The 24598-nt window shown below is 57.0% G+C and carries 18 protein-coding genes and 1 pseudogene; 17 read left to right on the top strand and 2 right to left on the bottom strand.

The annotated features are described in order from the left end of the window. The first annotated feature begins 6 nt into the window (after positions 1 to 6). The 9 genes from H0X90_RS31150 (at position 7) to tssJ (ending at position 15549) form a co-directional block, all read left to right on the top strand. Entirely contained in the window at positions 7 to 2478 is a 2472-nt protein-coding gene (locus H0X90_RS31150; RefSeq protein ID WP_196438352.1) for a type VI secretion system Vgr family protein, read from the top strand. Positions 2479 to 2552: 74 nt separating this feature from the next. Next, positions 2553 to 4160, top strand: coding sequence for a triacylglycerol lipase (locus tag H0X90_RS31145; RefSeq protein ID WP_196438351.1), 1608 nt, complete (start codon positions 2553 to 2555; stop codon positions 4158 to 4160). 11 nt (positions 4161 to 4171) lie between these two features. After that, entirely contained in the window at positions 4172 to 5269 is a 1098-nt protein-coding gene (locus H0X90_RS31140; RefSeq protein WP_330165468.1) for a T6SS immunity protein Tli4 family protein, read from the top strand. Positions 5270 to 5279: 10 nt separating this feature from the next. Then, complete coding sequence (locus tag H0X90_RS31135; RefSeq protein WP_196438349.1) at positions 5280 to 6533, top strand: hypothetical protein; 1254 nt, start codon at positions 5280 to 5282, stop codon at positions 6531 to 6533. 213 nt (positions 6534 to 6746) lie between these two features. Next, complete coding sequence (locus H0X90_RS31130) at positions 6747 to 10271, top strand: ImcF-related family protein (RefSeq protein ID WP_196438348.1); 3525 nt, start codon at positions 6747 to 6749, stop codon at positions 10269 to 10271. Then, complete coding sequence (gene tssA, locus H0X90_RS31125; protein WP_196438347.1) at positions 10268 to 11848, top strand: type VI secretion system protein TssA; 1581 nt, start codon at positions 10268 to 10270, stop codon at positions 11846 to 11848. The genes H0X90_RS31130 and tssA overlap by 4 nt, the downstream gene beginning before the upstream one ends. 9 nt (positions 11849 to 11857) lie before the next feature. Next, positions 11858 to 13666: a type VI secretion system baseplate subunit TssF gene (tssF, locus tag H0X90_RS31120; RefSeq protein ID WP_196438346.1), complete on the top strand. Its 1809-nt coding sequence runs from the start codon at positions 11858 to 11860 to the stop codon at positions 13664 to 13666. Further along, on the top strand, positions 13663 to 14745 hold the full coding sequence (gene tssG / locus H0X90_RS31115) for a type VI secretion system baseplate subunit TssG (protein WP_196438345.1): 1083 nt from the start codon (positions 13663 to 13665) through the stop codon (positions 14743 to 14745). The genes tssF and tssG overlap by 4 nt, the downstream gene beginning before the upstream one ends. 276 nt (positions 14746 to 15021) lie before the next feature. Then, a complete protein-coding gene (gene tssJ / locus H0X90_RS31110) occupies positions 15022 to 15549 on the top strand; it encodes a type VI secretion system lipoprotein TssJ (RefSeq protein ID WP_196438373.1) in 528 nt (175 codons plus the stop codon). Positions 15550 to 16139: 590 nt separating this feature from the next. Here the strand turns inward: tssJ and H0X90_RS31105 are convergent. Next, on the bottom strand, positions 16140 to 16442 hold the full coding sequence (locus tag H0X90_RS31105) for a transposase (protein ID WP_196438344.1): 303 nt from the start codon (positions 16440 to 16442) through the stop codon (positions 16140 to 16142). After that, positions 16372 to 16521, bottom strand: a pseudogene (locus H0X90_RS35875) (IS3 family transposase); the annotation flags it as partial. The pseudogene H0X90_RS35875 and the gene H0X90_RS31105, both read right to left, overlap by 71 nt. Positions 16522 to 17110: 589 nt before the next feature. Between H0X90_RS35875 and H0X90_RS31100 the strand changes: the two are divergent. From H0X90_RS31100 to mshL, 8 genes are all read left to right on the top strand, one after another. Beyond that, on the top strand, positions 17111 to 18130 hold the full coding sequence (locus tag H0X90_RS31100) for a type IV pilus twitching motility protein PilT (protein ID WP_196438372.1): 1020 nt from the start codon (positions 17111 to 17113) through the stop codon (positions 18128 to 18130). Between the two features lie 17 nt (positions 18131 to 18147). Further along, complete coding sequence (locus H0X90_RS31095; RefSeq protein WP_196438371.1) at positions 18148 to 19005, top strand: type II secretion system protein; 858 nt, start codon at positions 18148 to 18150, stop codon at positions 19003 to 19005. Between the two features lie 96 nt (positions 19006 to 19101). After that, positions 19102 to 19650: a hypothetical protein gene (locus H0X90_RS31090; protein WP_196438343.1), complete on the top strand. Its 549-nt coding sequence runs from the start codon at positions 19102 to 19104 to the stop codon at positions 19648 to 19650. Beyond that, positions 19647 to 21050 (top strand): hypothetical protein, encoded by a 1404-nt coding sequence (locus tag H0X90_RS31085; protein WP_196438342.1) that lies wholly within the window; start codon positions 19647 to 19649, stop codon positions 21048 to 21050. Before H0X90_RS31090 ends, H0X90_RS31085 begins: the two co-directional genes overlap by 4 nt. Next, positions 21047 to 21547: a hypothetical protein gene (locus H0X90_RS31080; RefSeq protein ID WP_196438341.1), complete on the top strand. Its 501-nt coding sequence runs from the start codon at positions 21047 to 21049 to the stop codon at positions 21545 to 21547. The genes H0X90_RS31085 and H0X90_RS31080 overlap by 4 nt, the downstream gene beginning before the upstream one ends. A gap of 308 nt (positions 21548 to 21855) precedes the next feature. After that, the gene (locus H0X90_RS31075; protein WP_196438340.1) at positions 21856 to 22206 is read left to right on the top strand and encodes a hypothetical protein; all 351 of its coding nucleotides are present in this window, start codon (positions 21856 to 21858) and stop codon (positions 22204 to 22206) included. A 23-nt stretch (positions 22207 to 22229) separates the two neighbouring features. Then, positions 22230 to 22868 (top strand): type II secretion system protein, encoded by a 639-nt coding sequence (locus H0X90_RS31070; protein WP_196438339.1) that lies wholly within the window; start codon positions 22230 to 22232, stop codon positions 22866 to 22868. Between the two features lie 107 nt (positions 22869 to 22975). Continuing rightward, on the top strand, positions 22976 to 24592 hold the full coding sequence (gene mshL, locus H0X90_RS31065; RefSeq protein ID WP_196438338.1) for a pilus (MSHA type) biogenesis protein MshL: 1617 nt from the start codon (positions 22976 to 22978) through the stop codon (positions 24590 to 24592). Positions 24593 to 24598: the final 6 nt, after the last annotated feature.

Genomic DNA, 24598 nt, shown 5'->3' with positions numbered 1-24598 from the left:
AAATCCATGTCAATGATATCGCCGTCGCAGGCTTATGAATTGAAGCTGGCACCGCATCCGGCGCCGATGTCCGTCCTCCGATTCAAAGGCAGGGATGCAGTGAGCCATCTGTACCACTACGACATCGAATTTACGAGCACGATGGCTGGCATCCCGATGGACCAGATGGTCGGCCGCCCGGCGCGATTTATCATCGCCCCGGTCGATCCTAACCTGACGTATTTGCGCATGATGTTCGGCGAGAACGCGGAACAATTCAGCAATATGCCGGGTGCGTACACGATCCACGGCGTCATCACGGAGTTCGACGAACTTGGCACCTCAGCTGAGCAGACGCATTATCGGGTCCGGCTCGAGCCGAAGCTCGCCGACCTGGACCGAGCCGTGACGAGCCGGTTGTTCCAGAAGCAGTCGGTCGAGGAGATCGTAACAGACACGCTGCGTCATTACGGGTACCGCGCCGGGGTCGATTTTCAGTTCCAGCTGCGTGGTGGGTACAAACGGCACGAGTACATCACCCAGTATCACGAGACAACTTTTGCCTTCATCCAGCGCCTTTGCGCGGCGGAAGGTATCTGGTTCCGTTGGGAACAGAAGAAAGAGCATGCGGTGCTCGTGTTTGGCGACGACCTGGATGCGTATGCACGAAAGCAACGCACCGTGTCGTACCGGCGCGATGCGGGGCTCGAGAGCGCTGGCGTCGATGCAATCAAGACTCTAGAAAAGCGGACCAAGCGGGTACCGGAAGCCGTGCGTCTTCACGATTACAACCACCGGCAGGCCAGTGTGTCGCTGCTGGTCGAGGAAAATGCCGCACGCGACGACAAGACGACAGAAGGCATCGATTATCGCTGGGGTGAGCACTACGAGACGCCGGAAGAGGGCAAGAGCATCGCCAGGCGCCGTCACGAGGAATATCTGGCGAACCAGATCACCTTCAAGGGCACCGGTAATCCATTCTGGCTGGAAGCGGGTGAGGCGCTGCGTATCGATCCGAATCCGTCCGATGCGAAACACGGGATTTTCATCACGTCGGTTGAATCAGGTGGTGGCCGCAGCGAGTCGCATTGGGTCACCTTCGAGGGAATTCCGTCGGATCGGATCTGGCGCACGTCGATGGCCTCGATCAAGCGACCGGCCGTCGATGGCATTCTGCCCGCCCGAGTCACATCTCCTGGAGATTACAAATACGCGTATCTGACTGAACAGGGATGGTACGTCGTCAAGCTCCCGTTCGATCTCGACGAATGGAGTCCAGGTGGCACTAGCAGGCCGGTGCGGTTCGCCAAGCCGTATAGCGGCGACAACTACGGGCACCACTTCCCGTTGATTGACGGGACAGAAGTGGCGATTGTCTTCACGCAGGGGGATCCTGACCGTCCCGTGATCATCGGAGCCATGCATGACAGCCTGCATCCCGATTTGGTTAATAACACGAATCACACACGCAATATTGTTCGCACTGCCGGTCGGAATGAAATCCGGTTGGAGGACAAGGAAGGCGCTGAACATATCCATTTGACGACCCCGTTTAAAGCTAGTGAGCTTAATCTCGGTCACATGGTCGACGGTGAACGCAAGGCGCGTGGCCAAGGCGCTGAGCTTCGGACAGATGACCATATTTCGATCAGGGGCGCAAAGGGCGTTCTTGTCACCGCCGAAGCGCAATCAGACGGCCCAGGCCAGCAACTTGCCATGCAAGGAGCACAGGGGTGGCTCGATTTAGCGCTGCAACAGATGCGCGCACTTGGTGAGGCTGCGAGCGCGGCGCAAGCTGTCTCAGCCGACTATGATCGCCAGCGCGCCTTGTTAGAGGGAACCCTGAGAGAACTCAAGAAGTCCGGTGTTCTAGTTAGTGCGCCGGACGGCATAGGTATCACATCTGGAACGGATCTCCAGCTCTCAGCAAACGACAACCTGATCGCAACAGCGAGTGGTAACGCCGATATTGGCGCTATGAAGCGATTCACGGTCGCCGCTGGAGAGTTGGTATCGATCTTCGCGCAGAAGCTCGGATTGAAGCTCGTTGCGGCCCGCGGGAAGGTGGAAATTTCGGCACAGAGCGACGATATGGCGTTGATTTCTGAGAAAGATATGCGCATATCCAGTGCCAACAGTCGGGTCACGATCGAGGCGAAAAGCGAGCTCATTCTCAAATGCGGAGGCTCATATATTCGGATATCGGCGACCGGAATTGAGGACGGTACTCAAGGCGATCGAACGATCAAATCGACGGCCTTCAGTCGTCAAGGGCCGTCGTCGCTGGCTGAATCGATGAACACATGGAAGCATGCAAACTTCGACGAAGAATTCGTGCTCCAGTGGCCTTTTGACGGGAAGCCAGTCGCTAACCAGAAATTTACTATTATTCGGGAGGATGGAAGTATTTTGCGAGGTTCGACCGATGCAAATGGTAAAACGGGACTTCAAAAAAGCATCTTCGCAGATGGAGTCCGGCTGAAAATTGACCCGGAATAAATACCTCGCTTGTTTGATGTAAAAAGAACATTGGGTAAATATCATAAATTCATATGGTATGTGGAGTTGATTGAATGACTACAGTCGAGCGCATCATACCTCCAAAGGTGGCCGAAGACGGCTCGATCCATTATGCGTCCGTGATGTCGCCAGCAGACAGCAGCGTTGCGGTTTGCCACATTGTTCCAAATCGAGTGATTCCCGTGATTTTTGTTCCGGGGGTAATGGGGAGCAATTTAGAGGACTTTAGTGGAAAAATTGTTTGGGATGTCAGCAAATCAAATTCGTTAGTTTCATGGATGCTCAGAGGGGCCGCCACGCGAAAGCGAATTCTCGATCCGAGTAGAGTGGTTGTATCTGCTCAAGGAAAGGTTCCTGATGGAACAAACCTGCCAGACGAAGAGAAGCGGCGACGGGGTTGGACAACCGTCTCCAACATGTATTACGGCAAATTTCTCGCTTGGCTTGAAGGTGCGTTGAATGATTGTTCAGAAGAAACGGGCTACGGAAAAAATGGATTGAGGAAGCAACTGATTGGTGAATTTATCTCTGCCGGCTTGAACCCACTCGCTTACGATGAAGTAAGTCTCTCGCACCGATATCAAATGCCGGTGCATGCCGTAGGATATAATTGGCTTCAATCAAATGCAAAATCAGCGCAACATTTATCAGAAGAAATAGATAAATATGTTAATTACTATCGAGATAAATATCGATGGAAGTGCGAAAAAGTTATTATTGTTACTCATTCTATGGGCGGCTTGGTTGCGCGATATTGTTCTGAGGTAATAAAAGGTGGGCAAAATAAAATTCTCGGAATTGTTCATGGCGTAATGCCAGCGACTGGTGCGGGAACGGCATATCAGCACGTGAGAGGCGGAAATCAACCACCATCGACATCTTCCATCAAGGACTGGATCTTTGAAAGGGCAATCAGCCGGGTATTAGGCGCTACCGCTATCGAGGTTGCCCCGTTGTTCGCACAATCACCAGGCGCGTTACAGCTGCTCCCAAGCATGGACTATAAGATGGGGTGGCTCAAAATTCGCTCTGGCGATAAATTGGTAAGCCTTCCTCAGGTGGACCCATATTTTGAAATATATACGAACCGGGGGAAATGGTGGAGCTTGATCAACGAAGATATGTTGAATGTCGAGGATCGTAAGCTTCGTGATAAGGAGTGGAAGAAATTTGCCGCGACTATCAATAGGGATGTTTTGTACTTTCACGCTTTGATCGCGAAAAAATATCATCCAAACACATATGTATTTTGTGGGAATGATGATTCCAAAAGATTGAAAACATGGGGTGATGTAGTCTGGAAGCAAGTCAATTGCCTCGGTGGTCATATTCCGTCTTGCGGCCATCTTCTTAATAAACCGGCACACAAGGATGACGCTGTCGGCGAAGTCGTGATCGAAGATGCCAAACTAGGGGAGGCATCTGACTATCGGAAATTCAAAATCCAGCCAGCCTCTGACAACGGAGACGGCACCGTACCAGCCGTTTCGGGGTTGGCTCCACGGCCATACGTACGTGCACTTGCGGCGTTTAAAAATGTTGAACATGCGGGCGCGTTTGATGTAATGAAAGAGGTGACGCAACCGCAGCAATTCTGTCTTTGGGGAATTGTTAAAATACTGCAAAAAGTCAAGGATACTGCCTTAGCGTATCCAGAGTGAGTTTTCTGATAATGAGAATGTGCTGGCGGATAATTTGCGTAGCTGCTTTTATTTTGATTCTTGATGGGTGCGAGAAGGGTGATGATAAGTTGGAGAAAGGGGCGGTGTTAAATAAATTGATGGATAATCTAAAGGCACGATGTGTAGGTCGATATTTGGTGGACCTTCCGTCAGCGGCAGTCGCCCGGGGTTCCGTACGATTTCGGGGCGTGCAAATTGAGGCATCACCTATGACGCTGAATGTCTATGATGAGGCTATGAAAGATCTCATCAAGGCGCGTCACAAGTATGGAGATGGGGTCCCTACTAGCGCACATCCTTATGTTTATGAATCTGGTGAGGTTGCCTATGTGAAAGGTGGATATTTTTTCATAACAACTGATTCTAGTTTAACCAAAGATTCACCGTCCAAGGTAGTAGAGGCATACAAGTGGGATCGTGGATACAGAATTAAAATTTCTACCGGGGCGACAGATTTTTTGAATTCCTCCATCAAAGATTACCCATCTGTAAAAAATATGCCGGCACAGGATCAGTATGATGTTCCATATAAGAAAGATTTAATTTTTGATACTTTAAAGATGGTTCAGGGGCGCGCTGATGATTTTATTCCAGCTGAGCCGGGCCTGTGTTTCGTCGGCGGGTTTCTTCCAGGCAAAGCGCGCTATGATGAGGCGGTCGAAGAGTCTTTCGCGGTACAAAGCATGCCGGACGTGATGTTCACTTTCGGAACTCACAGTGATGAGCCTGATGTTGATAATGAATCGATGGTGGCCCGTTTGCCGAAGATGCGAGCGTATGTACAGTCGGCTGGCGGTCGTGTGATCCGCAGTGGCTCTGTTCGACTGAACGGCATGGATGCGGATGAAGTTCTCGTGGAAGGTCCGTTTGCTCCCCCTATCAATGGACATAATTTTTTTCTCGAAGCAAACGCAGCGATCAATTCTCCCACCGCACCTCTTCTGACATTCGAGATGGACAACGGTATTCGTACTTTTCTGTTTTCCGAGGGTAAGCAAGTGATGCATGCCTCTCTGACGGAAGGTGAAGCGGTCGAGCTGTGGGATTTGATCTCTCGAACAGTTCGTTCACGTCCGAACGGATTCTGAAGGGGGTAATGTGCCCGTTGATTTTCGTGCGCTGCCTCCCGAGGAGCCCGAGCCACATAATCCCCCTTCGGGCTTGATTTGGATTTTCGTATTTTTCGTCATCGCGATTTTGTGTGCTTTCGTAATTCTGCTTCTTTGGCCACAAGGTGAGGCAACGCGATCCATTTTATTTTGGATGAGCATTACCCTATATCCCACTAGCGTTGCAGCATTTTTTGTATTGCGACGCTACAGCGTATTCGAGAGTCGCCGGCTTGATGCGATCGCTTGGAACAACGCACGAGAGAAATTTGTGAGTGATGTGTTCGCCGAGGCCAGCCGTCCGCTTGTATTAATTGCTGCTACATACAGGTTTGCAAGCGATCCTAATGACGACATGTTTGAGAAATTGTGGGAAGGCTCAACTATTCTGGAGGCGCGATCGGCTCCGATGCCCGATGCGCCACCGGTAAGGGCTCGCTGGTTTGATGAGCCGCCTGGTGCTGACGGGAAAAGAAGATTCGAGACTGATAGTGAGCGACAGCAATGCATCCGCGAGTGGGTGTTCAGGGCATTGATTGCGGATATTGCTGATTCGGTCCGTTCGTTGCCGTCGGACTTGGAGCTAGTGATTCAATTGGTGTTGCCAGGCGCGGTGGCTGAGGATGAAGCGTTGGATTCATGGAACAAGCAATGGAGAGAAGCCGGGCTTTCGCCGCGAACGACTGAAACGTTATCAGAAGCTCCAGACTTAATGACCTTTGACACATGGCTTGATCAAATCAACCAGCACCGCGAGCACAAAGCGCGTCTGCTTGTATTGCTCCGGCTGAACGAGGTTATACGGGTGCTTGCTCCAAACGGAAGCGCGGAAGCTGGTGTTGCCCTTCTGGTTGTGCCAGAACATGTGCAGGACAGGTTAAAAATAGAACCGGTTGCTAAATTACATCGTCCAAATGAGACAGAAGAAGGCGCTGTCGGTGTCGCACTAGCACGCGCACTGCGTTGGGGGCGTACCGATCCCGATGATATCAGCCGCATCTGGAAATATGGCCTTGAGTTGGTCACGGACAACTCGGTGGCGACCGCTCTTGTCAAAGCTGGCATCGAGGCGAAGCAGATGAGCATTGATTGCATGGTTGGTCAATCAGACGGAGTCGGGGGGTGGCTTGGCGTTGTATGCGCGGCCAAGGCAGTCGCTCAAGATGGAGCGGCCCAGCTTGTTGTCGCGGTCAACAGTCACGGTCCGTGTTTTGCCGTTGTACGTGGTGATGATGCGTGGTGAAGGAGAAGGGCAAGAGTCGTTTTATTTCGTGATGTTAATTTATAAGAGTAACAGAAAATTAAATTAATTGTTACGATAGGTCATCGGTATTTTATATGTCTCTTTTTAATGCTGAACGGGTGCGCCATAACCATGGGAGTAGTGTCTGCATTGCTTGGGAGATCAATGTTTGATCTGCCTGTTGCAGGCGAACTCTAATAAATTTAGTTCCATATGCATCGCAAATTTCGGATTGATATTATTAGTGCCGCTATATTGGTTGTCCTCCCCGGACTTCTGATTTGGTTCAAAGGTGACGGTTGGCTGGGTCTACACTCAGTCGAGCAGCGGGCAGGGTGGATCGTCGCGCTTTGCGTTGCTTTCACCGTTCTGCTTCTGTGCGTGAGTTTTGATGCATCGTCTCGCCCGGCAGCAGCGGCGCGACGTATTCAGCACTGGGTAGAGAAGCAAACCGGCTCGTTAATCGAACGACACGATCCTGACGATTCGTTTGTGGACTTTCGCGCTTCTGCATTAGTCGGTGACCTTCGCGGCCGACACGGTTTGCGCTGGCGTTATCGTGAGCGGTGGGTGATGGTCGCAGGAGACGAATCGATCGTCCGACGCGTAGCACCGGATCTTGTTGCCAGCGGCTACGCGATCGCTGGCGATATCGTGCTGCTGTACGCGACGCAAATGAATAATGAACTTGATGTTGACTGGCTCGACAAGATCCGTCGCATGCGCCGTCGTCGGCCGATCGATGCCCTCATCGCCGTGACGCGTAGCTGCGATTCGGCCAATGCACTGTTCGACGCTGACGGTCACTCGCGGCGACTCGGGCGTCACGCACGTGTGCTGCGTTGGTGCGCGCCGGTCTATTTGCTTAATGTGACGGATTTCGGAAGGGAGTCGCCAGGACAAGACGAAGCCATTGGCTTCACTTGGGCAAATTCGCGGGTGACCGCCGACGAAGTCGATGCCTCCTTGCAAAACCTCTCACACAATTTAGCAGACGCAGGTGTCATACGCTTGGCCAAAAATCCGCGCGATCGCTATCCCGCTGAACTGTCCGAGCATATTTCCACACTGCGGACTGGACTGACGAGGTTGGTGATGCAAACGGTTCGATCCGGTGTCTGGCCACATGCCGTCCAAGGCTTGTTGTTTGCGCCGGTGTTCAAGGAGCGGGAGATGCCGTTGCTGGCAACCGATGAGATTGGTGAGGCTCCGCCAGGCCACTTCCAGCATAGATTTATCTGGCAGGCCGTCGCCGCACACTGCCGCACGATTCGTGGCCGCCGGGTAGGCTTCTCGTTTTCCACCGTGATTGCATGGTTCACGACGGCGCTCATCGGCTGCTGGCTCGCCGGCACGATGCTGTCCGGATTCGTCAATCGCGCAACGATCCAGAACGCGGCGGACACGGTCACGAATCTCTCCGGCATGCGGGACGACACACGAGCCTTGCAGAGCCTGACTAGCCTGGGCCGGCAGATCGGTACGGTCGAAGTCCACCAGCGCGAAGGTGCACCATGGGCGTCGCGATTCGGCCTGAACCGCGACGTGGCGCTACTTGATGCGCTCTGGCCATACTACACCGATGCTGCAAGCCGCATCCTCGTCGGGCCGATCCGCCAGAAGCTCGAGGAACGCCTGCGTCAACTCGCATCCCTGTCCGACGCTCAGATTGCCAGTGGTGGAAATGTACAGATTCAAGCGGCCTACGACACGCTCAAAGCCTATTTGATGCTCGCGAAACCTCAGCGGGCTGCCGCTGCGTTCTTGATACCGCAACTTGCCGCGGTGCGCGCGCCTACCCGACCCGCCAACTCGTCTTTGTCGTCGGGCGCCTGGGAAGATTTGCGGTTCCACGCGATTGCATTCTTTGCAACACATCTCGGCCGTGACGCCGCATCGAATACGTCCGCGCTCTCGATCGTGCCCGACGGAAACCTGATTGCATCCGCCCGCCAGACGGTAATAGGCGTGCGAGGCATCCAGAATTCACGGGATGCCCTCTACCAGCAGATCATCGACGAAGCGACGCCGAAGTATCCGCCAACTACCCTTGCCGCGCTGCTCGGCGACACGACGAGTCGCGGTTTGTTCGGCACGACAGCAACCTTGCCGGGTGTCTTCACACGCGCGGCATGGGAAGAGCGCATTTCGAAGGCGATCGACGATGCCAGCGTGCAGCGCGACCTCTCCGGTGACTGGGTGCTATCGGATGCCACGAGCAGCAATCGGACACCGTCGACACTGAAGGCGGAATTGCGCCAGCGCTACTTTGACGATTACGCACGCGCGTGGGAACTGTTCCTCAACAGCCTGCGCTGGCAACCAGCGCCGACGTTGTCTGCTACGGCCGACCAATTGACACTGCTGGGAGATCCGCAGCGCTCGCCGCTTGTCGCGTTGATGAACGCGGTCGTCTACCAGGCGGGCGCTGGCGCAAACGCGCAGTCGCTGTCCGACAGTCTGGTTAGCAAGGCTCACCAGTTAGTCGGCGCAACGGAGCAGGATCCGTCGAAGCAGGTTCAGCCACAGCTTGCGCCGCTTGGTGCCACCTTTGGCCCGATCCTGCGCCTGACCGGCAGCAATTTGGTGTCCGGCACCTCAGGCAACAGCAAGGCAGCTGCGCAACTGGCTGCGCCGGGAGACCTCAGCCTCGCGCGCTATCTCGAACGGATCACTGTAATGCGTCTGAAGGCATCGCAGATCGTCTCCGGTGCCGATCCGGATGCGATCGCGCGGCTGGCGGCCCAGTCGGTGCTGCAGGGCAAAACGTCCGATATTTCGGACAGCCGCGACTACGCGAGCCGCGTGGCTGCGAGCCTGGGCGAGCAGTGGTCGGGTTTCGGCGAGCTTCTTCGGGCGCCGTTCGATCAGTCCTGGCAAGTCGTTGTACAACCTGCTGCGTCGAGTCTGAACGAGATTTGGCGTACGGCGATCGTGGCCGACTGGAACAAAACATTCGGCGGGCGCTACCCATTTGCGGATTCGGACAACGACGCGTCGCTGCCTGAAATGGCGCGCTTCATGCGGCCCGACAACGGCGTGATCGCTCAGTTCGTCGCGACCCAGCTTGCCGGCGTCGTTGAACGGCAAGGCGACCGGTGGGTGGCCGTGCAAGGGGCGGATCACGGTGTGCTAGCGATCGATCCGTCCTTTCTGAATAGTCTGAACAAGCTGACGCGCATCTCGACCGTGTTGTTCCCGTCCGGTGACGCGCATATCAGATACGAGCTCCAGGCGATACCGACCCCCGGCGTGACCGACATGAAATTCGTACTGTCCGGGCGAGAACTTCACTACTTTAACCAGAAGCAGGAATGGGTACCATTTGAGTGGCCGGACCAGTCGCTCGAAAACCTGTCCCGTATCGAATGGCAGACTCAGCAGGGCGGTTTGCGTACGGCGCTCGATTCGCAAGGGCGGTTCGGACTGATCCGGTTGATGGAGCGCGCGAAAGTGTCACAGCAAGACAACGCGCGTTATCTGCTGACCTGGACGCCCGATGCGAGCCAGGGCATTCCACTCATGATTCAACTGCGTAGCGAGGCGGGTGCCGGCCCGCTGGATGTGCTGCAACTGCGCAACTTCGCGTTGCCGACACGGATTTTCCTGACGGGGTCTGCGAAGTCGGGGCCGAGGCTGTCGGCCCCGACTCCACCGCCGCTGCCGCGGTCGATGATCGAAGCGGCGAAGCACGCCGCGGTACCGCTTCCGTTTGGTACGTTGCCGGAGGTCGAATGAAACTGGGCGGATTCTTCAAAGGCCCTTTTCCTGCGCGCGATGACGCTGGGCAGCTCGCATGCACACGGCTCGACGCCTGGAATGCCTGGTTGCTGCCGCTCGCGGGCGAAGGCGGCGTCGGGCGCGATCCCGGGTACGATGACGTGTTTTTCGAGCTTCGGGAGGAGACCCAGAAGCTTTCCGGCATCGACGACGGACTGATCGTCAGGTCCTGCGAGCAACTGCTCAAGGAAACCGGCAAGGATCTGCGTCTCGCGGGCTACTACGCAATCGCCCGGCTGCGTCAAGACGGTCCTGCCGGCTTCGCGGACGGGCTCGAACTCGCGGCCGCGCTCGTCGACCGGTTTGGGGAAATAGTCTTGCCGGAGCGCGCAGAGGCGAAGAAGGGCGCACTCGAAATGCTCGCCACCGCGCGTGTGATCGATCTCCTCGACAGCCGCGGCGCGTTTGCGCCCGCAGACATCGAGCGCGCACTCGCCGCGCTCGATGTGCTGATCAAGGGTGCGGATGTTTGGCCAGAAGCCGCCCACCCGAATCTGCAGCCGCTCGTCTCCCGCTTCGAGCGCACTGGCGAGCCGGTCCGCTGCGCGGATGTTGAGGCGGTCGCATTGACACTCCCATCCGCTTCTGCGATGTCCGGCACCATTGCGTCGACTCGCGATCTGTTGGATCAGGTGCGCTCGATGGCGGCTTGGCTGCGCGACCAGGAGAACGGTTACTTGCCATCCGTGCGGCTCGTGCGCTGCGTGCGCTGGGACACGCTGCACGAGGTGCCGCCGGCGGACGCTGCAGCAAGTACGCGTCTCGTGCCTCCGCGCGGCGAGATGCGTCAGCAGATGAAGCGGCTCGTCCTGCAGAGGCAGTGGCACGAGCTGCTGGAACGTGTCGAAGGGGCGTTCATGGAGGGCGTGAATCACCTGTGGTTCGACCTGCAGTACTTCCAGCACGTCGCCCTGGATCATGTCGGCGCGCCTTATCACACGTGGAGTGAACTGCTGCGTGCGGACTTCGCATTGTTCCTCGGGCGGCTGCCCGGCATCGAGAGGTTGTCATTCAATGACGGCACACCGTTTGCCGACGACACGACGCTCGAATGGATTGCGCGACATGCAGTCGTACGTGACCTTGAAGCGGGTGAGGCCGTCGCGCCGTTGCCAGTGTCGGCTGGTGGTGAAGGCGACGCTGGCAACTGGCCGGAAATCGAGGCGCAAGCGCGTGATCTGGCCGGGCGCGAAGGCGTTGAGGTGTCGTTCGCATGGCTTGAAGCGCTGCCCGGCATGAGGACCGACCGTCATCGTTACCTGCAACGGCTCGTGATGGCACGCGTGGCCGATCATGCCGGCCGCCCCGATACGGCCCTTGCACTGCTGGCCGAGCTCGACGCGTCATCGCGGTCGCTGCCATTGACGTGCTGGGAGCCTGCGCTGATCTTCGAAGTCAAGCAGCAGCTAGTGCGGGCGTTAAAAGCGATGAGCGCTCGCAAGGACGCCGACAAACCGACTCTCGCGCGCCGCATCGGCGATTTACGGGCGGAACTGACCGTGCTCGACCCGGCACGGGCGCTGACTCTTTCATGACAACAATTGATGGAAAACGACGATCCGATCCTGCGCTACTACGAAGCGGAAATGCGCTATTTGCGCGAGTCCGGTAAGGAATTCGCCAAGGCGCATCCTGATCGCGCGCGCCTGCTCAACCTCGATCGCGTCGGCGATCGCGATCCGTACGTCGAACGATTGTTCGAAGGCTTCGCGTTCCTGACCGGCCGCCTTCGGCAGAAGCTTGACGACGAGCTACCGGAATTGACGGAAGGACTGGTCAGCCTGCTGTGGCCGCACTACCTACGAATGATTCCGTCGCTGTCGATCGTTGAGCTTATCCCGCTCGCGGATAAGCTGCAGAAAACCGAAGTCGTGCCGGCAGGCGTGTCCGTACGTTCCGCACCGATCGCCGTGCCGGCCAGCGCTGAAGGTGCGACTTCGAAGGCGGTGCAGTGCATCTACAGGACGACGCAGGCCGTCGCACTTCAGCCGGTCGCGATCACGCACGCGAGTCCGACGGTGCGACACGACGGCCGATCGGTGATCCGGCTCGGGTTCATGCTCGACGGGTCGGCACGCCGCATGGAAACGGATCTGTCACAGTTGCGCCTGCACCTTAGCGCGGACCTGCCCACTGCGTTCGCCATGCACCTCGCGCTCACGTGCCAGGTTGACACGATCCACTGGCGTATACCGGAAGTCCGCGATGGCGAGGCCGTGCCGCTCGCGGGTGTCACCATCAAGCCGGCCGGCTTCTCCTCTGAAGAGCGACTATGGCCGAAGGCCGATGTGGCTTTCTCCGGTTATCAACTGCTGCTTGAGTACTTCACGTTCCGCGAGAAATTCCTGTTCGTGAACCTGTGCGGACTGGACGTCACAAAGCTGCCCGAGAACGCCACCCGGTTCGAGCTGGAGATCGTGCTGAAGCATATGTATCCGTCGGACCAAGGCTTCAGCGCGGAAAACGTGCGGCTATTCTGTTCGCCCGTGATCAACCTGTTCGAGCTGGATGCCGAGCCGATCGAGATCGACCATCACGAAGCCGAATATCGGGTGGTGCCGGCGGGCCATCAAGGCGAGCATGTCGAAACGTATTCCGTCGACGCGATAGAGGCGTTCGACCACGAAACAGCGGAACGGTACGAATACGTGCCGTTTGCGACGTTCCGTCACCGCGGCGGCATGCTTCGTCACGAAGCGCCGGAGCGGTATTTCCACACGCGTGTCCGGCCGGGTGTGTCGGGGCAGCACGAAACGTGGGTGATTCTCGGTGGCCATGCGTGGGAAGCCATGGACATGTTGCCCGAGGAAAGCCTGTCGTTGCGCGTGACGGGAACGAACGGGTTGCTGCCGCGCAAAGGGCTGCGGGAAGCCAGCCTGGACGAGCTCGCGACCAGCACGCAGAATGTCGCCGGAGTGCGCAATCTCGTTTCGCCGACGCTGCCGTTGTACCCACCGACGGAAGACCGGTTCCAGTGGCGCGTGCTGTCGCACCTGGCGCCTAACTTCCTGTCGATGATGAACGCGGAAGTGCTGCGCGGGGCACTCGCGCTCTACGACTGGACGAACGACGAACTGAACCGTCGACGGCTCGCCGGCGTTCAGCGGGTTTCGCAGGAACTTCTCGAGGAAGTTTCCGGCGGCTCGGTCGAGCGGGGAGTATTGATCGAGGTCACGCTCGACAGCCACGCGTTCGCCGGGGAGGGTGATGTGATGCTGTTTGGCGAGCTGCTGCACCGGTTCTTCGCGCTCTACGCCGACATCAACCTGTTCACGAAGCTCGCCGTTATCACCCTGCCGTCGCAAGCCAGGATTGAATGGCCACGCAGCAAGACCGAACGGGCGCCGCTATGAAGCTGCCCGATTTCCCGAATCTGGACCCGCTGGTTGCCTCGCTGTTGGCACATGCACCGTGGATGAATTTCATGCAGCTTTGCCGACTGCTCGAGCTGCGCATTTCCACCGCGCAAGGGTTCGGTACGCGGGACGCCCCCGAGCACGAGCCGGTACGCTTTCGTCCGAGGCCGCGAACCGGCTTTCCAGCAGGCGAGGTCGCGTCGATCGAGTTCGACGACCATCGGCCCGATGCCCCCCCGACCGTGCGCACGACTTTCATGGGGTTGTACGGCGTCGATGCGGCCATTCCTTCGCACATGATCGACGAGATCGTGCTGCGCGAGGAAGGGCACGAGGTGGTCGAGGCGTTTCTCGACCAGTTCAATCACCGGTACGTCACGCTGCTATATCGCGCGTGGAAGAAGTATCGCTATCCCGAGCACTTTCGGCCCGGTGGTGTCGACGCGCATTCGCGCAACCTGCTGTGTCTGGCCGGGTTCGGCTGGGGCGACAAGCCGAAACGTGCGGGCCTACCCGATTCGCGTATCCTCGCGCTATTGGGTCTGCTGATTCAGCATACGCGCACGGCTGAAGGCCTGGCCGGCGTCATCGCGCTGGCTGTGCCCGGCGTCGACGTGCGCGTCGATGAATTCTTTCCCGTCGTCACGCACGCCGGACGGCCGCAGCCGCTGACGTCCACCGGCCATGCTGCTGCGCCGGAAGACGGCGCGCGACGCGGGCTAGGCGGCGGCTACGTGCTCGGCCGGAGAATCCCCTATCGTGGCCGAGCGGTACGCGTGACGCTGCGGCCCGCCGACGCCCAGCAGGCCCACGATCTCCTGCCCGGTGCAGGCCTGCATCGCGAACTGACGTCCTTCGTGCAGTTGTACATAGGCATAAAAGCAGACGTTCATCTACGGATGGAGATTTCGTCTCGCTTTGCCCCCCAGCCTGCCATCGGCCTCGCATCCACGGGACCGGTGCCGCGCCTTGGCTGGACGACCGTACTTCCTACGGATGATGAGCGTCTCATCAACATCGCACTCGGCGTCTACGAAGCATTCCCGAAATGTGAGCCCAATTCAAGCCTAACTTAACGAAATGTCTAACCGAAAAAAACATGGACACGCGCCTTGTAAGGCCATCATGTCAGAGGTCAATACGTCACGGATGTCCAGAATTGCTACATGGATGTCTGGAAATTGCTCGGCTCGTCATCAACGCATCTGACTATCGGCCAACGTCAAATGCTAACGGAAAAATCGAGGCAGCACTTGTCGAAGGCCGCCGACGCCTCACTCTTCACGTGGTTCGGAGCGGTAATGTCGAAGTCGCCGAAACTCAAAGCCACTGCGAAAAATATAGGAGTTCTGATGTCAGTCCACGTAACATTTTCAATCCTTGTAGGCATTTTGATGCTGCAAGGTTGCGGCGCGTGGCAGTCTGTATCGGACGCGTCGTCAAACGCATATCACGCAGTGTTCTTCAAGAAAATAAAGGTGCTCAAAGTCGATCTATCTGCTCGAGAAGCATTGAATCTTGACGAAGCTGGACATGCAACGTCGGTTGCAGTTCGAGTGTATCAGTTAAAAAATCGCAAGATGTTCGATGCGGTGTCCTATAATGATCTATTGAAGGACGATCGAACGATTCTTTCTGAGGATTTGCAGGCGAGTGCCGCAGCGGTGGTCAGCCCTGGTGCGTCGGTAAGTTTGTCACAGCCTATGCAAGCGGATACAAAATTCGTCGCAATCGTGGCGTTTTATCGTGCTCCTGGAAGCGGTGAACGATGGAAATACATCATCGATAAAGAGAGACTAGACGTGCAGAAGCCGTTGAAGCTGGAACTGGTTGACCAGCTTTTGCTTGTCGACGATGTCACTGCTGTAAGTCCCCGATGAAATCGTCTTGTCGCATGCGATCCATCAGCGCCCCCAAAAGTAATTTGACGAGCGCAAGTGAGAAAGCGGTATGGATCAATGTGATTCGCGTGGCGCGTCTTGACCAGCGAATAACGGTTCGCGCTCGCCTCGGAGCGGTGAGCGGTGCCGACGAACAAGGCCAAGCGGCGTCCAACGCAAAATGGGCGAATTGAGTTCTCGCAAAGTTTGTTGCTGATGGGTCAGTTGCCGTTCTTGCCGCAGAGGATGGCGGCCATTGCTCGTGCAGATAAGTCACCCCCTTGACGAGTAAGTTTTTGCACGACGCTCGGCTATTGTTCAATCGCATGCGTATGCGTCGCTTCTAGTACGCGGACACGTTATATGGCCGTCGCAAACGCTGTAGGCGTTCGGCTTCTCACGATTCGGTGCACGTCTGCGCGGCGAACAGCCTGCCAATAATCTTGATGAAGCACGACGCGAATTGATCGGATGTGCGAGCGGCCCTCGGCACACTGTCCTCGGCCTTGACGAAGTAGCGTCTCACATGCGCCCAGAATCCGCAGTGTTCGAGCTTGTAACGCTGCGCGACGTCGTTCAGCCGTCCGTCATCAGGACGCCGCCTCCGTGGATGCCGGTGAACAGTTTGTTGCGGGCTTGGCACCCCGCTCGGGCGTATAGGCGAAGCAGTGGATCTGTGTTTCTGATCCGGCCATCTGCGGCCAGGGATAGCTATCCGTTTGCGGCCAGCTGTCCCTTTCCTTCAGGATCTTGAATGTCGTCTCGTCACAGTAGATCAGTTTGGCCCTGAGCAGCGCGCCGCGCATCAGGTTGATCTCGGGCTGCCCACATGTCGAGCAGGCGCCCCGAGAATTCGCAGCCGTTGTCGACGAACAGATGCCGCGGAGCGCCACGCCGAGCGGCGATTCGGTTCAGCGTAGACGCCATGTGTTCGCCTTTCAGCCGTTGCCTGACTTCGGTCGCCAGCGCTTCAGTGACGGGAGGGGAACTGGTTAAGGTTCTGGCAGATTGTCAGTCTATATTTAGATAAATATTCATTAATTAAGGGTTTTTGCCGCTGGTTTCGCGAGTTTCGACGCGATACTTTTTGGCCAAGTAAATACGACCGAATGGTGCTGTAGGTTGGTGAATAATTTGCCGCATATAGACCCTGCCGGGCGGGTAGCATTCACGGCGCGCTTTTCGCCCAAGGGATCGCAACCATCCATGTCGAGAGGATGGACAAGCCGACCACGGACGACGACTGTGGCTACTGCCCGAGTTGCTATTGCTGCAGCCCAGGCCGCGGCGCGTGAAGAAAACGGAACGCCTGCTTACCTCAAATCGCGCGGCGCTAGGCGGCTTGTCCGTTTTTTTGAGTCGAGTGCGTTAGCGCGGACTGCCGGCCAAGCCGCGATGCGGATCGAGAGTGGAGTCGCCCTGACACTCGTGGTGTGTTCCTAAACTTGATTTCTCTCTTATGTGCAGGATTATTCATCGGCGGGCTCTGCAGCGTTTATGAAGCTATCGCTAATTTAATCCCATCTCGGAAGGAGTAGATATTTTTATGGGCGAGATCGAGGTGAATTTGGAGGAATTCATGGCGGAATCGGTAGCGGGTGGTGCATCTGATATTTATCTGTCGACTGGAGTTCCGCCATCGGCACGCATAGATGGGAATGTTGTAATTAGCAATTATCCGATAATTCGAGCTGAAACTCTTCGGTCTTTTTTGAGTGCCGTAATCCCTTCTGATCGAATGGAAGTATTTGAGTCGACAAAAGAATGTGATTTTTCTCTGGATTTAATGAAAATTGGGAGATTTAGGGTTAATGTCTTGTGGCAGGAGCGTGGGCTTGCCTTGGTATTCCGCGTTATTTCCAGGAATATACCGAGTCTTGATGAGCTTGATGCTCCGGAGGTTTTTAGAAAAATTATTAATCGGTCGAGTGGGCTGGTCTTGGTTGTTGGGGCGACTGGATCTGGAAAATCGACAACACTCGCCGCTATAACTAGTTTTTTAAATGATGAATTCAGCTATAATATTATCACTGTAGAGGATCCAATTGAATTTATTCACGCACCTCGTCGATCCATAATTAATCAACGTGAACTACATCGCCACACGCATAGTTTCGCCAATGCTTTGCGTGCTGCCTTGCGAGAGGACCCGGATTGCATCCTTGTAGGCGAGCTGCGTGATCTTGAGACGATTCGACTGGCATTAACGGCCGCTGAGACGGGGCACCTTGTGCTGGCAACGCTGCATACAAATTCTGCGGCGCGTACTCTGGACCGGATCGTGGACGTTTTTCCAGCTGAAGAGAAGATACTTGTTCGTACGATGTTGGCAGAGTCGCTGAATGCGGTCATTTGCCAGCGACTGGTGCGAAAAATTGGTGGGGGGCGCGCGGCGGCATGGGAGGTGATGATCTCTACGCCGGCGATTCGCAATCTCATTCGGGAGGGCAAGACGGCACAGATTTACTCGACGATCCAGACCAGTCAAGAGCAGGGAATGATGACGATGGAGGCGTCGCTGCGGGATCTCGTGCGCAGGCGGCTGATTACGGAAGCGGAGTGTCAAGGGGTGTTGGGCTAAGGAGAGAGGACATGAGGATGCGTCAGAGGCTGAAATGTACGCCGCGTGGGCGGCAGCCGCAAGCGGGCGCGAAGCGCCGACAAGCGGGTTTTTCGCTGGTGGAAATGACGGTGGTACTGGTGATCATTGGCCTGATTCTTGGGGCAGTGATGATTGGCCGGGATGCGCAGCGTAACGCCGAGTACGTCAAGATCCGGCAGACGTTCGTAAACCAATGGGCGGTTGCTTATAACACGTATGTCCAGCGCACCGGTGTGCCGGTAGGTGACGATCCCGCACTGCCACAGTTGATGGTGAACGGCCAGGCGTATCTGGCTAGCAACGGTGGTGCGACCTCGGGTGGAAACATGACGGGGGTGTCGGGGCCTCCGATGATTTGCCACGGCGGAGCTCCGAAGAACATGCCTTCGACCTCGGGTTTGAACACGACTGCTGATACCACGCAAGGCCGGGATCTGCGTGACCTGATGTTGCGTGCCGGGGTGCAGCTTCCGCAGGGGCGCGGTCAGGGGTTCGAGGATCGCTATGTTTATCTGGACAGCAATGGCAACCCGCAGGAGTTGCAGGTGTGCTTCCGCTGGAACCCGCCTGGGACATCCTCTGGGGCTGGCAACGTGATGGTGGTGGCCGGCTTGACGCCGGATCTTGCACGTTCGCTTGCCGCAGCCATCAATGGATCGAGCGGGGCGAGCAGTGGCAGTTTCCGGCAAGAGGGGGTATCGCAAGGGGCGATCGGAGTAGGAGCAGGCGCTGCGCTGAGTCAGGCGACACAGGCACAGGACTGGAGCTCAGATAACGCGGCGATCCAGGGCGGTGGCAATAGCGCGGAAGGACAGGTTCAGGCGCTGGTTGCGAATTACAAAATGAACCAGTGATCGCTGGGCAGTAGGGCTGCAACTGTGTTTTGAAAAATAGTGGCTAGGCAGCAAAAATTTGGAATGCTGAATAAAACGAAACCGAGTAGAGGTGTGATGGCTGTTGACATCAATGCTGGTAGCCGGGATACAGGTGTGCGACGCCGGTGGTTGACCATTGCCAAGATGGTGCGTGCTCGCGAGTACATCGTCTATCCAGTGATGGCGTTGATTGCGCTGGGTGGCGCAACTGTGTTCACCTCGTTTTCGCATCAGCGCTTGCAGGCGGCCTATGAACGACGAGATGCGGCGACGCGTTTGCGCGACACGGCCCAGCACGCGCTCTCGGATGCTCGGCGCCAGGCTGAGAAGGTGCGACTGGCGCGCACGCAGATGACTGAGGCGATGCAAGCGGGGTATGGCGTTGGCCACTGGGCGATTCGCCGCATGGATATACGCCAGGTGTCGATGACAAGAGAGACGGCTAACGAGATGCTGGCCCAAATTAGCCGAACACCTTCTCACATGTTTGGTGCGGATGATTTTGAGTTGTCGATGAAAAGTTCCGATGGAAGCTTGTTCGAGGCGCCGGTGGCCAATAGTGCCGATTCAACGTTGCTAGTGACGCTATCTGGAGCGCTGTACTTCCGTCTGGAGCCGCGATGAGCGAGTGGGTTGCACACTTTGGCGACGCTTGGTTTCGTTTGGAAGAGCAGTCCAGTGGGGAGCTGGATGCGTACCCCACGCTCACGGACGCGGCGATCGTGGTGTCGGATTTTGGTGCGCAGGCGCTGAGCGGCGAGATGGAGCTTGAGGGCAACGCAGCACACGCGCCCGTGTTAATCAGCCGGCGCCTTATGTCGCAAGGAGCGACCGATGGTGAGACGCGCGTGCTGATTCATGCCGTTGAAAAGGTCGCATCGACTTATCAGGTGATCTATACAGCGATCGATATTTCGCAGTGGCAGCGGTTGATGGAGTGGACGCGGGCGCGCCCGCGAGTGTGCCTGATAGTACCCGTGATGACTGTTCTGTGGAAGCACGTGCGTCCGGCTCAGGCCGTCGTTGCCCGAAACGGGCGCCATCTGAGCTTTCTGGCGAGAGCCGATAAGCACCTGATTCATTGTTCGACGACATCGTTTAGCGAGTCACCCGTCGATATGGCTATTGCTGCTCGCGCGTTAGGGGAGCGAGTACGAGCGGAGCTGTCAAAGGTATCGTCATTGCCGCAACGGTATACGGCATCGTGGCATACGGTGCTGGCGCACTCGGGCGAGCGGGAGTCAGAAGTTGATTCAGCGCAGGACGCGGCGGCGGTCACGGCGTTTTCAGACGCATGTGCTCTGGCGATTGAGGTTGCCCCGAGCCAGCCACTGGGAGCGGCGTCAGCGGCACGTTCCTCATTGCCGGGCTTACTGAGGGCAGGCAACTTTCTGAACAGTGTGAATCCGCTCAGTCAGCGCATGAGTTGGGCGCTGGAGCACTGGGTGCGCCTATGGTGCGGGGCGATGGTCGTAATGGCTTTGCTATGCACCCTTTACTCGGGTGTGCTGGTAGGACGTGCGCGGCAGATCGATACCGTCTCGGAGCGTCGTCAAGGACAAGCGCGGGCGATTCAGGCGCAGGTGGTGCAGATGCGATCTCATACGGCCGTGCCGGCGGGTTATGACGCTTGGTCCCAGCAGATATTGGCTCAAGCCGCCGCGCAGAGGAAGTTCGATGTCGCGCACATTGTTGGGACGGTCGGAGCGGCGGCACAGGTCAGCGGATTGAGTATTCTGCGTATTTACACGACCACGCCTGCGTCGATGAAGAACCGGGCAGTCCCGGAGGGGCGAGCGTTGCGCGATACGCCACGGCTTGTGGTGGTGGATGGGGCGTTGCCCGCGCAGGGTGACGGTGCCCAGGTAGACAGGCTCGCACGGTTTGTCGAAGCACTGCGCGTAAAAGGGTGGGACGCAGCGCCGGCGGAAACGGCTGCCGGCCATGTTGACGGCAATCTGCTTGCGAAGGTTTTCTCTTATCGATTGACGCCGCTTGGGGCAGATGGCCAGGGGAAGAAATGACGCTGTCTCAACAATCGTATGCGATCCCGCTGGCACTCGTCGGTGTTCTGCTGGCGGCCACGATGGTGACGACGTTGACCTATCACGGTTATACCGCTGAACCTGCTCGGCCGTCAGCCGATCCGGCAGAGTCGGAGGGAATGGCGCTCGAGCAAACGCGCGTTGCGTTGAACGAGCTGGTAACAAGTGCAGCAAGCACATCGCCGCCGGTCCGACTACCAGTGCCGACCGCGCCGGTGCCTCTGCCGGCGACACTGTCGAAAGCCGTGACAGACACGGAGCAATATGTGTTGACCACCATTGTGCAGTCTGAGCGTCAGCGCAGCGCCATTATTGATGGGCATCTCATTCATGTGGGGGATCGGCTCAATGGAGGGGCTGTTGTGACGGCGATCTATCTGGACAAGGTGAAAATCGATCACCAGGGCCGTGCCGCCGTGATTACGATGCGCGCGGCTTCCGATGTTAAAGAAACACGGGAAGGGGACGGGAAATGATACGAAGCAAAGCGACATGGATTGTACTGACAATGATCGCACTCGGTGTGGCGGGCGTTTTCTATTACGCCAGCCGAGTGATGCATACGAATGGTTCAGTCGCTCAAAATGTACCGTTGGCGCACCTTGCGCTCCCGGTCAAGGTCGAGACCACTGCCTCTTCGGCAGTGGGCGTGGAGCCGGCTAGCGCCCCAGCCTTGGATCTTACTCCCCGCCCGATAACAGCCGAGGCAGCTACAAGCTCGCCGGGCGCGACCGGGGCGTCGGCTTCGGCGACTAGCGAGGCGTCGCAACGCCGGCACGTGGCGTTGCAGTCAGCACTGTCGCAGTTCCAAGACATGCTGCAACACGGTCAACGAGATCCGGTGCAAACGGCCATTGCGCTGGAGGAACTGGAGAAGGCGAATGGCTCGAGTGTATTGGGCGGAGTCGACCTGGGCGTACTAAGACGCAATCTCCAGATTGCGGGGCAAATGCAGCAAATTGCTCAGCAGATGCAGAGTCTCGAGCCTGTTTCCGGCGATTCGGCAGCAGACGCGCAAAGTCAGGCTTTGCTCAAGGAGAAGCAGGCGCAGCTTCAGGCGCTGAGTCAACAGCTCCGTGCGGAGGTGATGGTAGCTGGAACGGCGCCTGCGATATCGCAGCAGGCTCAAAAATAGCAATCGACCCAATGGAGCCGATCATGTCGACTAAGCGAGCACGTGGGAAGGGATTTTCTCTGCTGGAGACAGCGATTTTGCTGGTCGTGATGGCGCTGGTCTTCGCGTTGGGTATGCGCTTGCAGCAAAGCGGGCAACAAGCGCGCTCAGCCCTGGTGCAGCGTGCTCGGTTGAGCCAGGCACACCGGGCGGTAATGCAGTTCGCGTTGACGCAACACCGCTTGCCATGTCCGGACACCACGGCGGGTGGCGCTGGCATTGAGTCCCAGAGCGGGGGCGCTTGCATGTCCAACGTCGGCTGGTTGCCGTACATCTCCCTGGGGATTGTTCCTCCGAGCGGGCAGGGTGACGACGGGCGGATGCGCTATGGCGTATTCAACGGGGCGATGACACTCGGTGCGGCTCCCAGCGCAAGCAGTCTGATAAGCGCGCTGGTGACTGCGTCGACGGTGCCACCCGACACGGCGTCTGCCTATGTGCCGGTCGACGCCGACTGCTCGATTGCCCGATTCAATCCGGCTTTTGCCTTGGCCCTTGGCGAGAGCGCGACGCAAGCGGCGAGCAGAAGTCGTTGTTTTGTGAATGAAGTGGGGCAGGTTGGTCTGCGCGTGGACGTGGAGAGCGTGGTGGATTTTCAAATGCAATTGCAACCGACTATATGAGCGGGAAGCTGGGCTCCCAATGCAAACTCACGAACGCAGTCCGATGGACGAGATATTCGAATAGATTTCCCTGATTTCCTCACAATTCCCAGAAGCTCGTGACGACAATGAATTTCAGACTGACAGTAGTGTGGCTGCTTTGCGCGCTTGGCGGGTGTACCAGTTGGCCCAACAGCGCTTCTCATATGTCCGGCACAGATGGCGAGCAAATGCAAAAAATTGACGAAACAGCAACTGAAGGCAGCCATGATGTATTCGCGCGTCTAGATTCCGTGCAGCAGCATGTGGAGTCGCATACAGCGGGACCTGCCCAGACGGCAGGTGTGTCTGGTCTCAATGCAAGCGTGCTCGATCGGATGGTTGACATCAACATGACCAACGCGCCGGTGGCTGACCTGCTAACCGCATTGGCGGACCAATTGCATATGAATGTCATGATTGATCCGACAGTCCTCAAACTCGGGCAGCGAGCAACGCTCATAATGCGACATGCATCGGCGCGCGATGTATTGAACCAGATTTTCGGGTTGTTCGATATCGATGGCCACGTGAAAGATAAGCTGATCGTGGCCACCTTGATGGCGCGGCAGACATTCAGTCTTGAAATGCTCGGCGGCAAGGCGCAATTGAATATCGACGACGGTGGTGACGTGTTCGGCGGTGCCGGCAAGGATGCGGGTAGTTCGGCGTTAAAGGGCAATACACTCATCAGTGGCGAGGTTGGGAGCAAGAGCGATCGCTACGAAGATTTACTGAAAGCAGTACAAACGATTGTGTCGGGATCGTCTGGCGCCGTCAAAAGCGCCGATGATGGCTACGTGACGCTGGATCGATCGACCGGAATCTTGTTCGTTAGTGCCCGCCCGTCGCGTCTGAAGGCTGTTGAAGCGTTCATCGAACGCATCCGTACCGTCAGGGGGCGCCAGGTGCAGATCGAGGCGCAACTGATCGACGTCCAACTCTCCGATGGATTTAACTGGGGCGTCGACTGGAACTTGTTGACAAAGAATCTCGTGGGGCAGCTCGGCACTGGAGCGGCGACCTTGAACCCGGTTACCACCTCTTTGAGTGCGGGCTTGGGCACGCGTACTGTCACGATTCCCGCCGAGACGGTGGGCGCCACCGCTGGCTATGGTAACGGCCTGGCGTATAGCGGCAATGCGTTTTCCGCAGCAATTAACGCGCTACGTACATTTGGAACTGTACGGATGTTGTCCAACCCAGTGGTGCGTCTCAGTAACGGGATGCCAGCTTATCTTAGCGTGGGTACCAACTATCGTTACATTAGCAAGATCAGCAGTTCGACGAGCAACACTGGAGGTGGCGCTTCGACGACGTCGGTCAATGTCGACACGGATTCACTGTTTTCCGGCGTAGTGGTTGGAGTGTCGGCCGCAGTCAACGATAGCGGTCGAATCGAACTCTTCGTGCACCCGATGCAAACGCAGGTTCAAGCCACGAGTTTGCAGCAAGTGCAGATTGGCACCACGGGCAATGCAGTAACGCTTCCCATTGTTGACGTAAAGGGATTGACTACGACGCTGAAGCTCAACGGCGGTGACACGGTGATCATCGGCGGGCTGATCGATCAACAGACCACAAACACCAACAACGGACTGCCCGGTGTCGCCGATATTCCGGTGCTGGGCAACTTGTTTGACGCTATTTCAAAACAGCATCGCAACCGGGAACTGATCATCGTGCTGCGTGCGCGCGTGCTTTGACCGGAC

Source organism: Burkholderia sp. 9775_39 (assembly GCF_015712225.1).
GTDB classification, from domain to species: domain Bacteria; phylum Pseudomonadota; class Gammaproteobacteria; order Burkholderiales; family Burkholderiaceae; genus Burkholderia; species Burkholderia cenocepacia.
The sequence above is the reverse complement of the archived record's forward strand: the minus strand, read 5'-3'. Positions and strand labels throughout refer to the sequence as shown.

Excerpts from the sequence above, each read along its gene's own strand:
- H0X90_RS31080 (WP_196438341.1), top strand. The coding sequence starts at position 21,047 with ATGACGCTGTCTCAACAATCGTATGCGATCCCGCTGGCACTCGTCGGT.
- H0X90_RS31150 (WP_196438352.1), top strand. The coding sequence starts at position 7 with ATGTCAATGATATCGCCGTCGCAGGCTTATGAATTGAAGCTGGCACCG.
- H0X90_RS31130 (WP_196438348.1), top strand. The coding sequence starts at position 6,747 with ATGCATCGCAAATTTCGGATTGATATTATTAGTGCCGCTATATTGGTT.
- H0X90_RS31085 (WP_196438342.1), top strand. The coding sequence starts at position 19,647 with ATGAGCGAGTGGGTTGCACACTTTGGCGACGCTTGGTTTCGTTTGGAA.
- H0X90_RS31070 (WP_196438339.1), top strand. The coding sequence starts at position 22,230 with ATGTCGACTAAGCGAGCACGTGGGAAGGGATTTTCTCTGCTGGAGACA.
- H0X90_RS31090 (WP_196438343.1), top strand. The coding sequence starts at position 19,102 with ATGGCTGTTGACATCAATGCTGGTAGCCGGGATACAGGTGTGCGACGC.
- tssF (WP_196438346.1), top strand. The coding sequence starts at position 11,858 with ATGGAAAACGACGATCCGATCCTGCGCTACTACGAAGCGGAAATGCGC.
- tssA (WP_196438347.1), top strand. The coding sequence starts at position 10,268 with ATGAAACTGGGCGGATTCTTCAAAGGCCCTTTTCCTGCGCGCGATGAC.
- tssG (WP_196438345.1), top strand. The coding sequence starts at position 13,663 with ATGAAGCTGCCCGATTTCCCGAATCTGGACCCGCTGGTTGCCTCGCTG.
- H0X90_RS31095 (WP_196438371.1), top strand. The coding sequence starts at position 18,148 with ATGCGTCAGAGGCTGAAATGTACGCCGCGTGGGCGGCAGCCGCAAGCG.
- tssJ (WP_196438373.1), top strand. The coding sequence starts at position 15,022 with ATGTCAGTCCACGTAACATTTTCAATCCTTGTAGGCATTTTGATGCTG.
- H0X90_RS31145 (WP_196438351.1), top strand. The coding sequence starts at position 2,553 with ATGACTACAGTCGAGCGCATCATACCTCCAAAGGTGGCCGAAGACGGC.
- H0X90_RS31140 (WP_330165468.1), top strand. The coding sequence starts at position 4,172 with ATGAGAATGTGCTGGCGGATAATTTGCGTAGCTGCTTTTATTTTGATT.
- mshL (WP_196438338.1), top strand. The coding sequence starts at position 22,976 with ATGAATTTCAGACTGACAGTAGTGTGGCTGCTTTGCGCGCTTGGCGGG.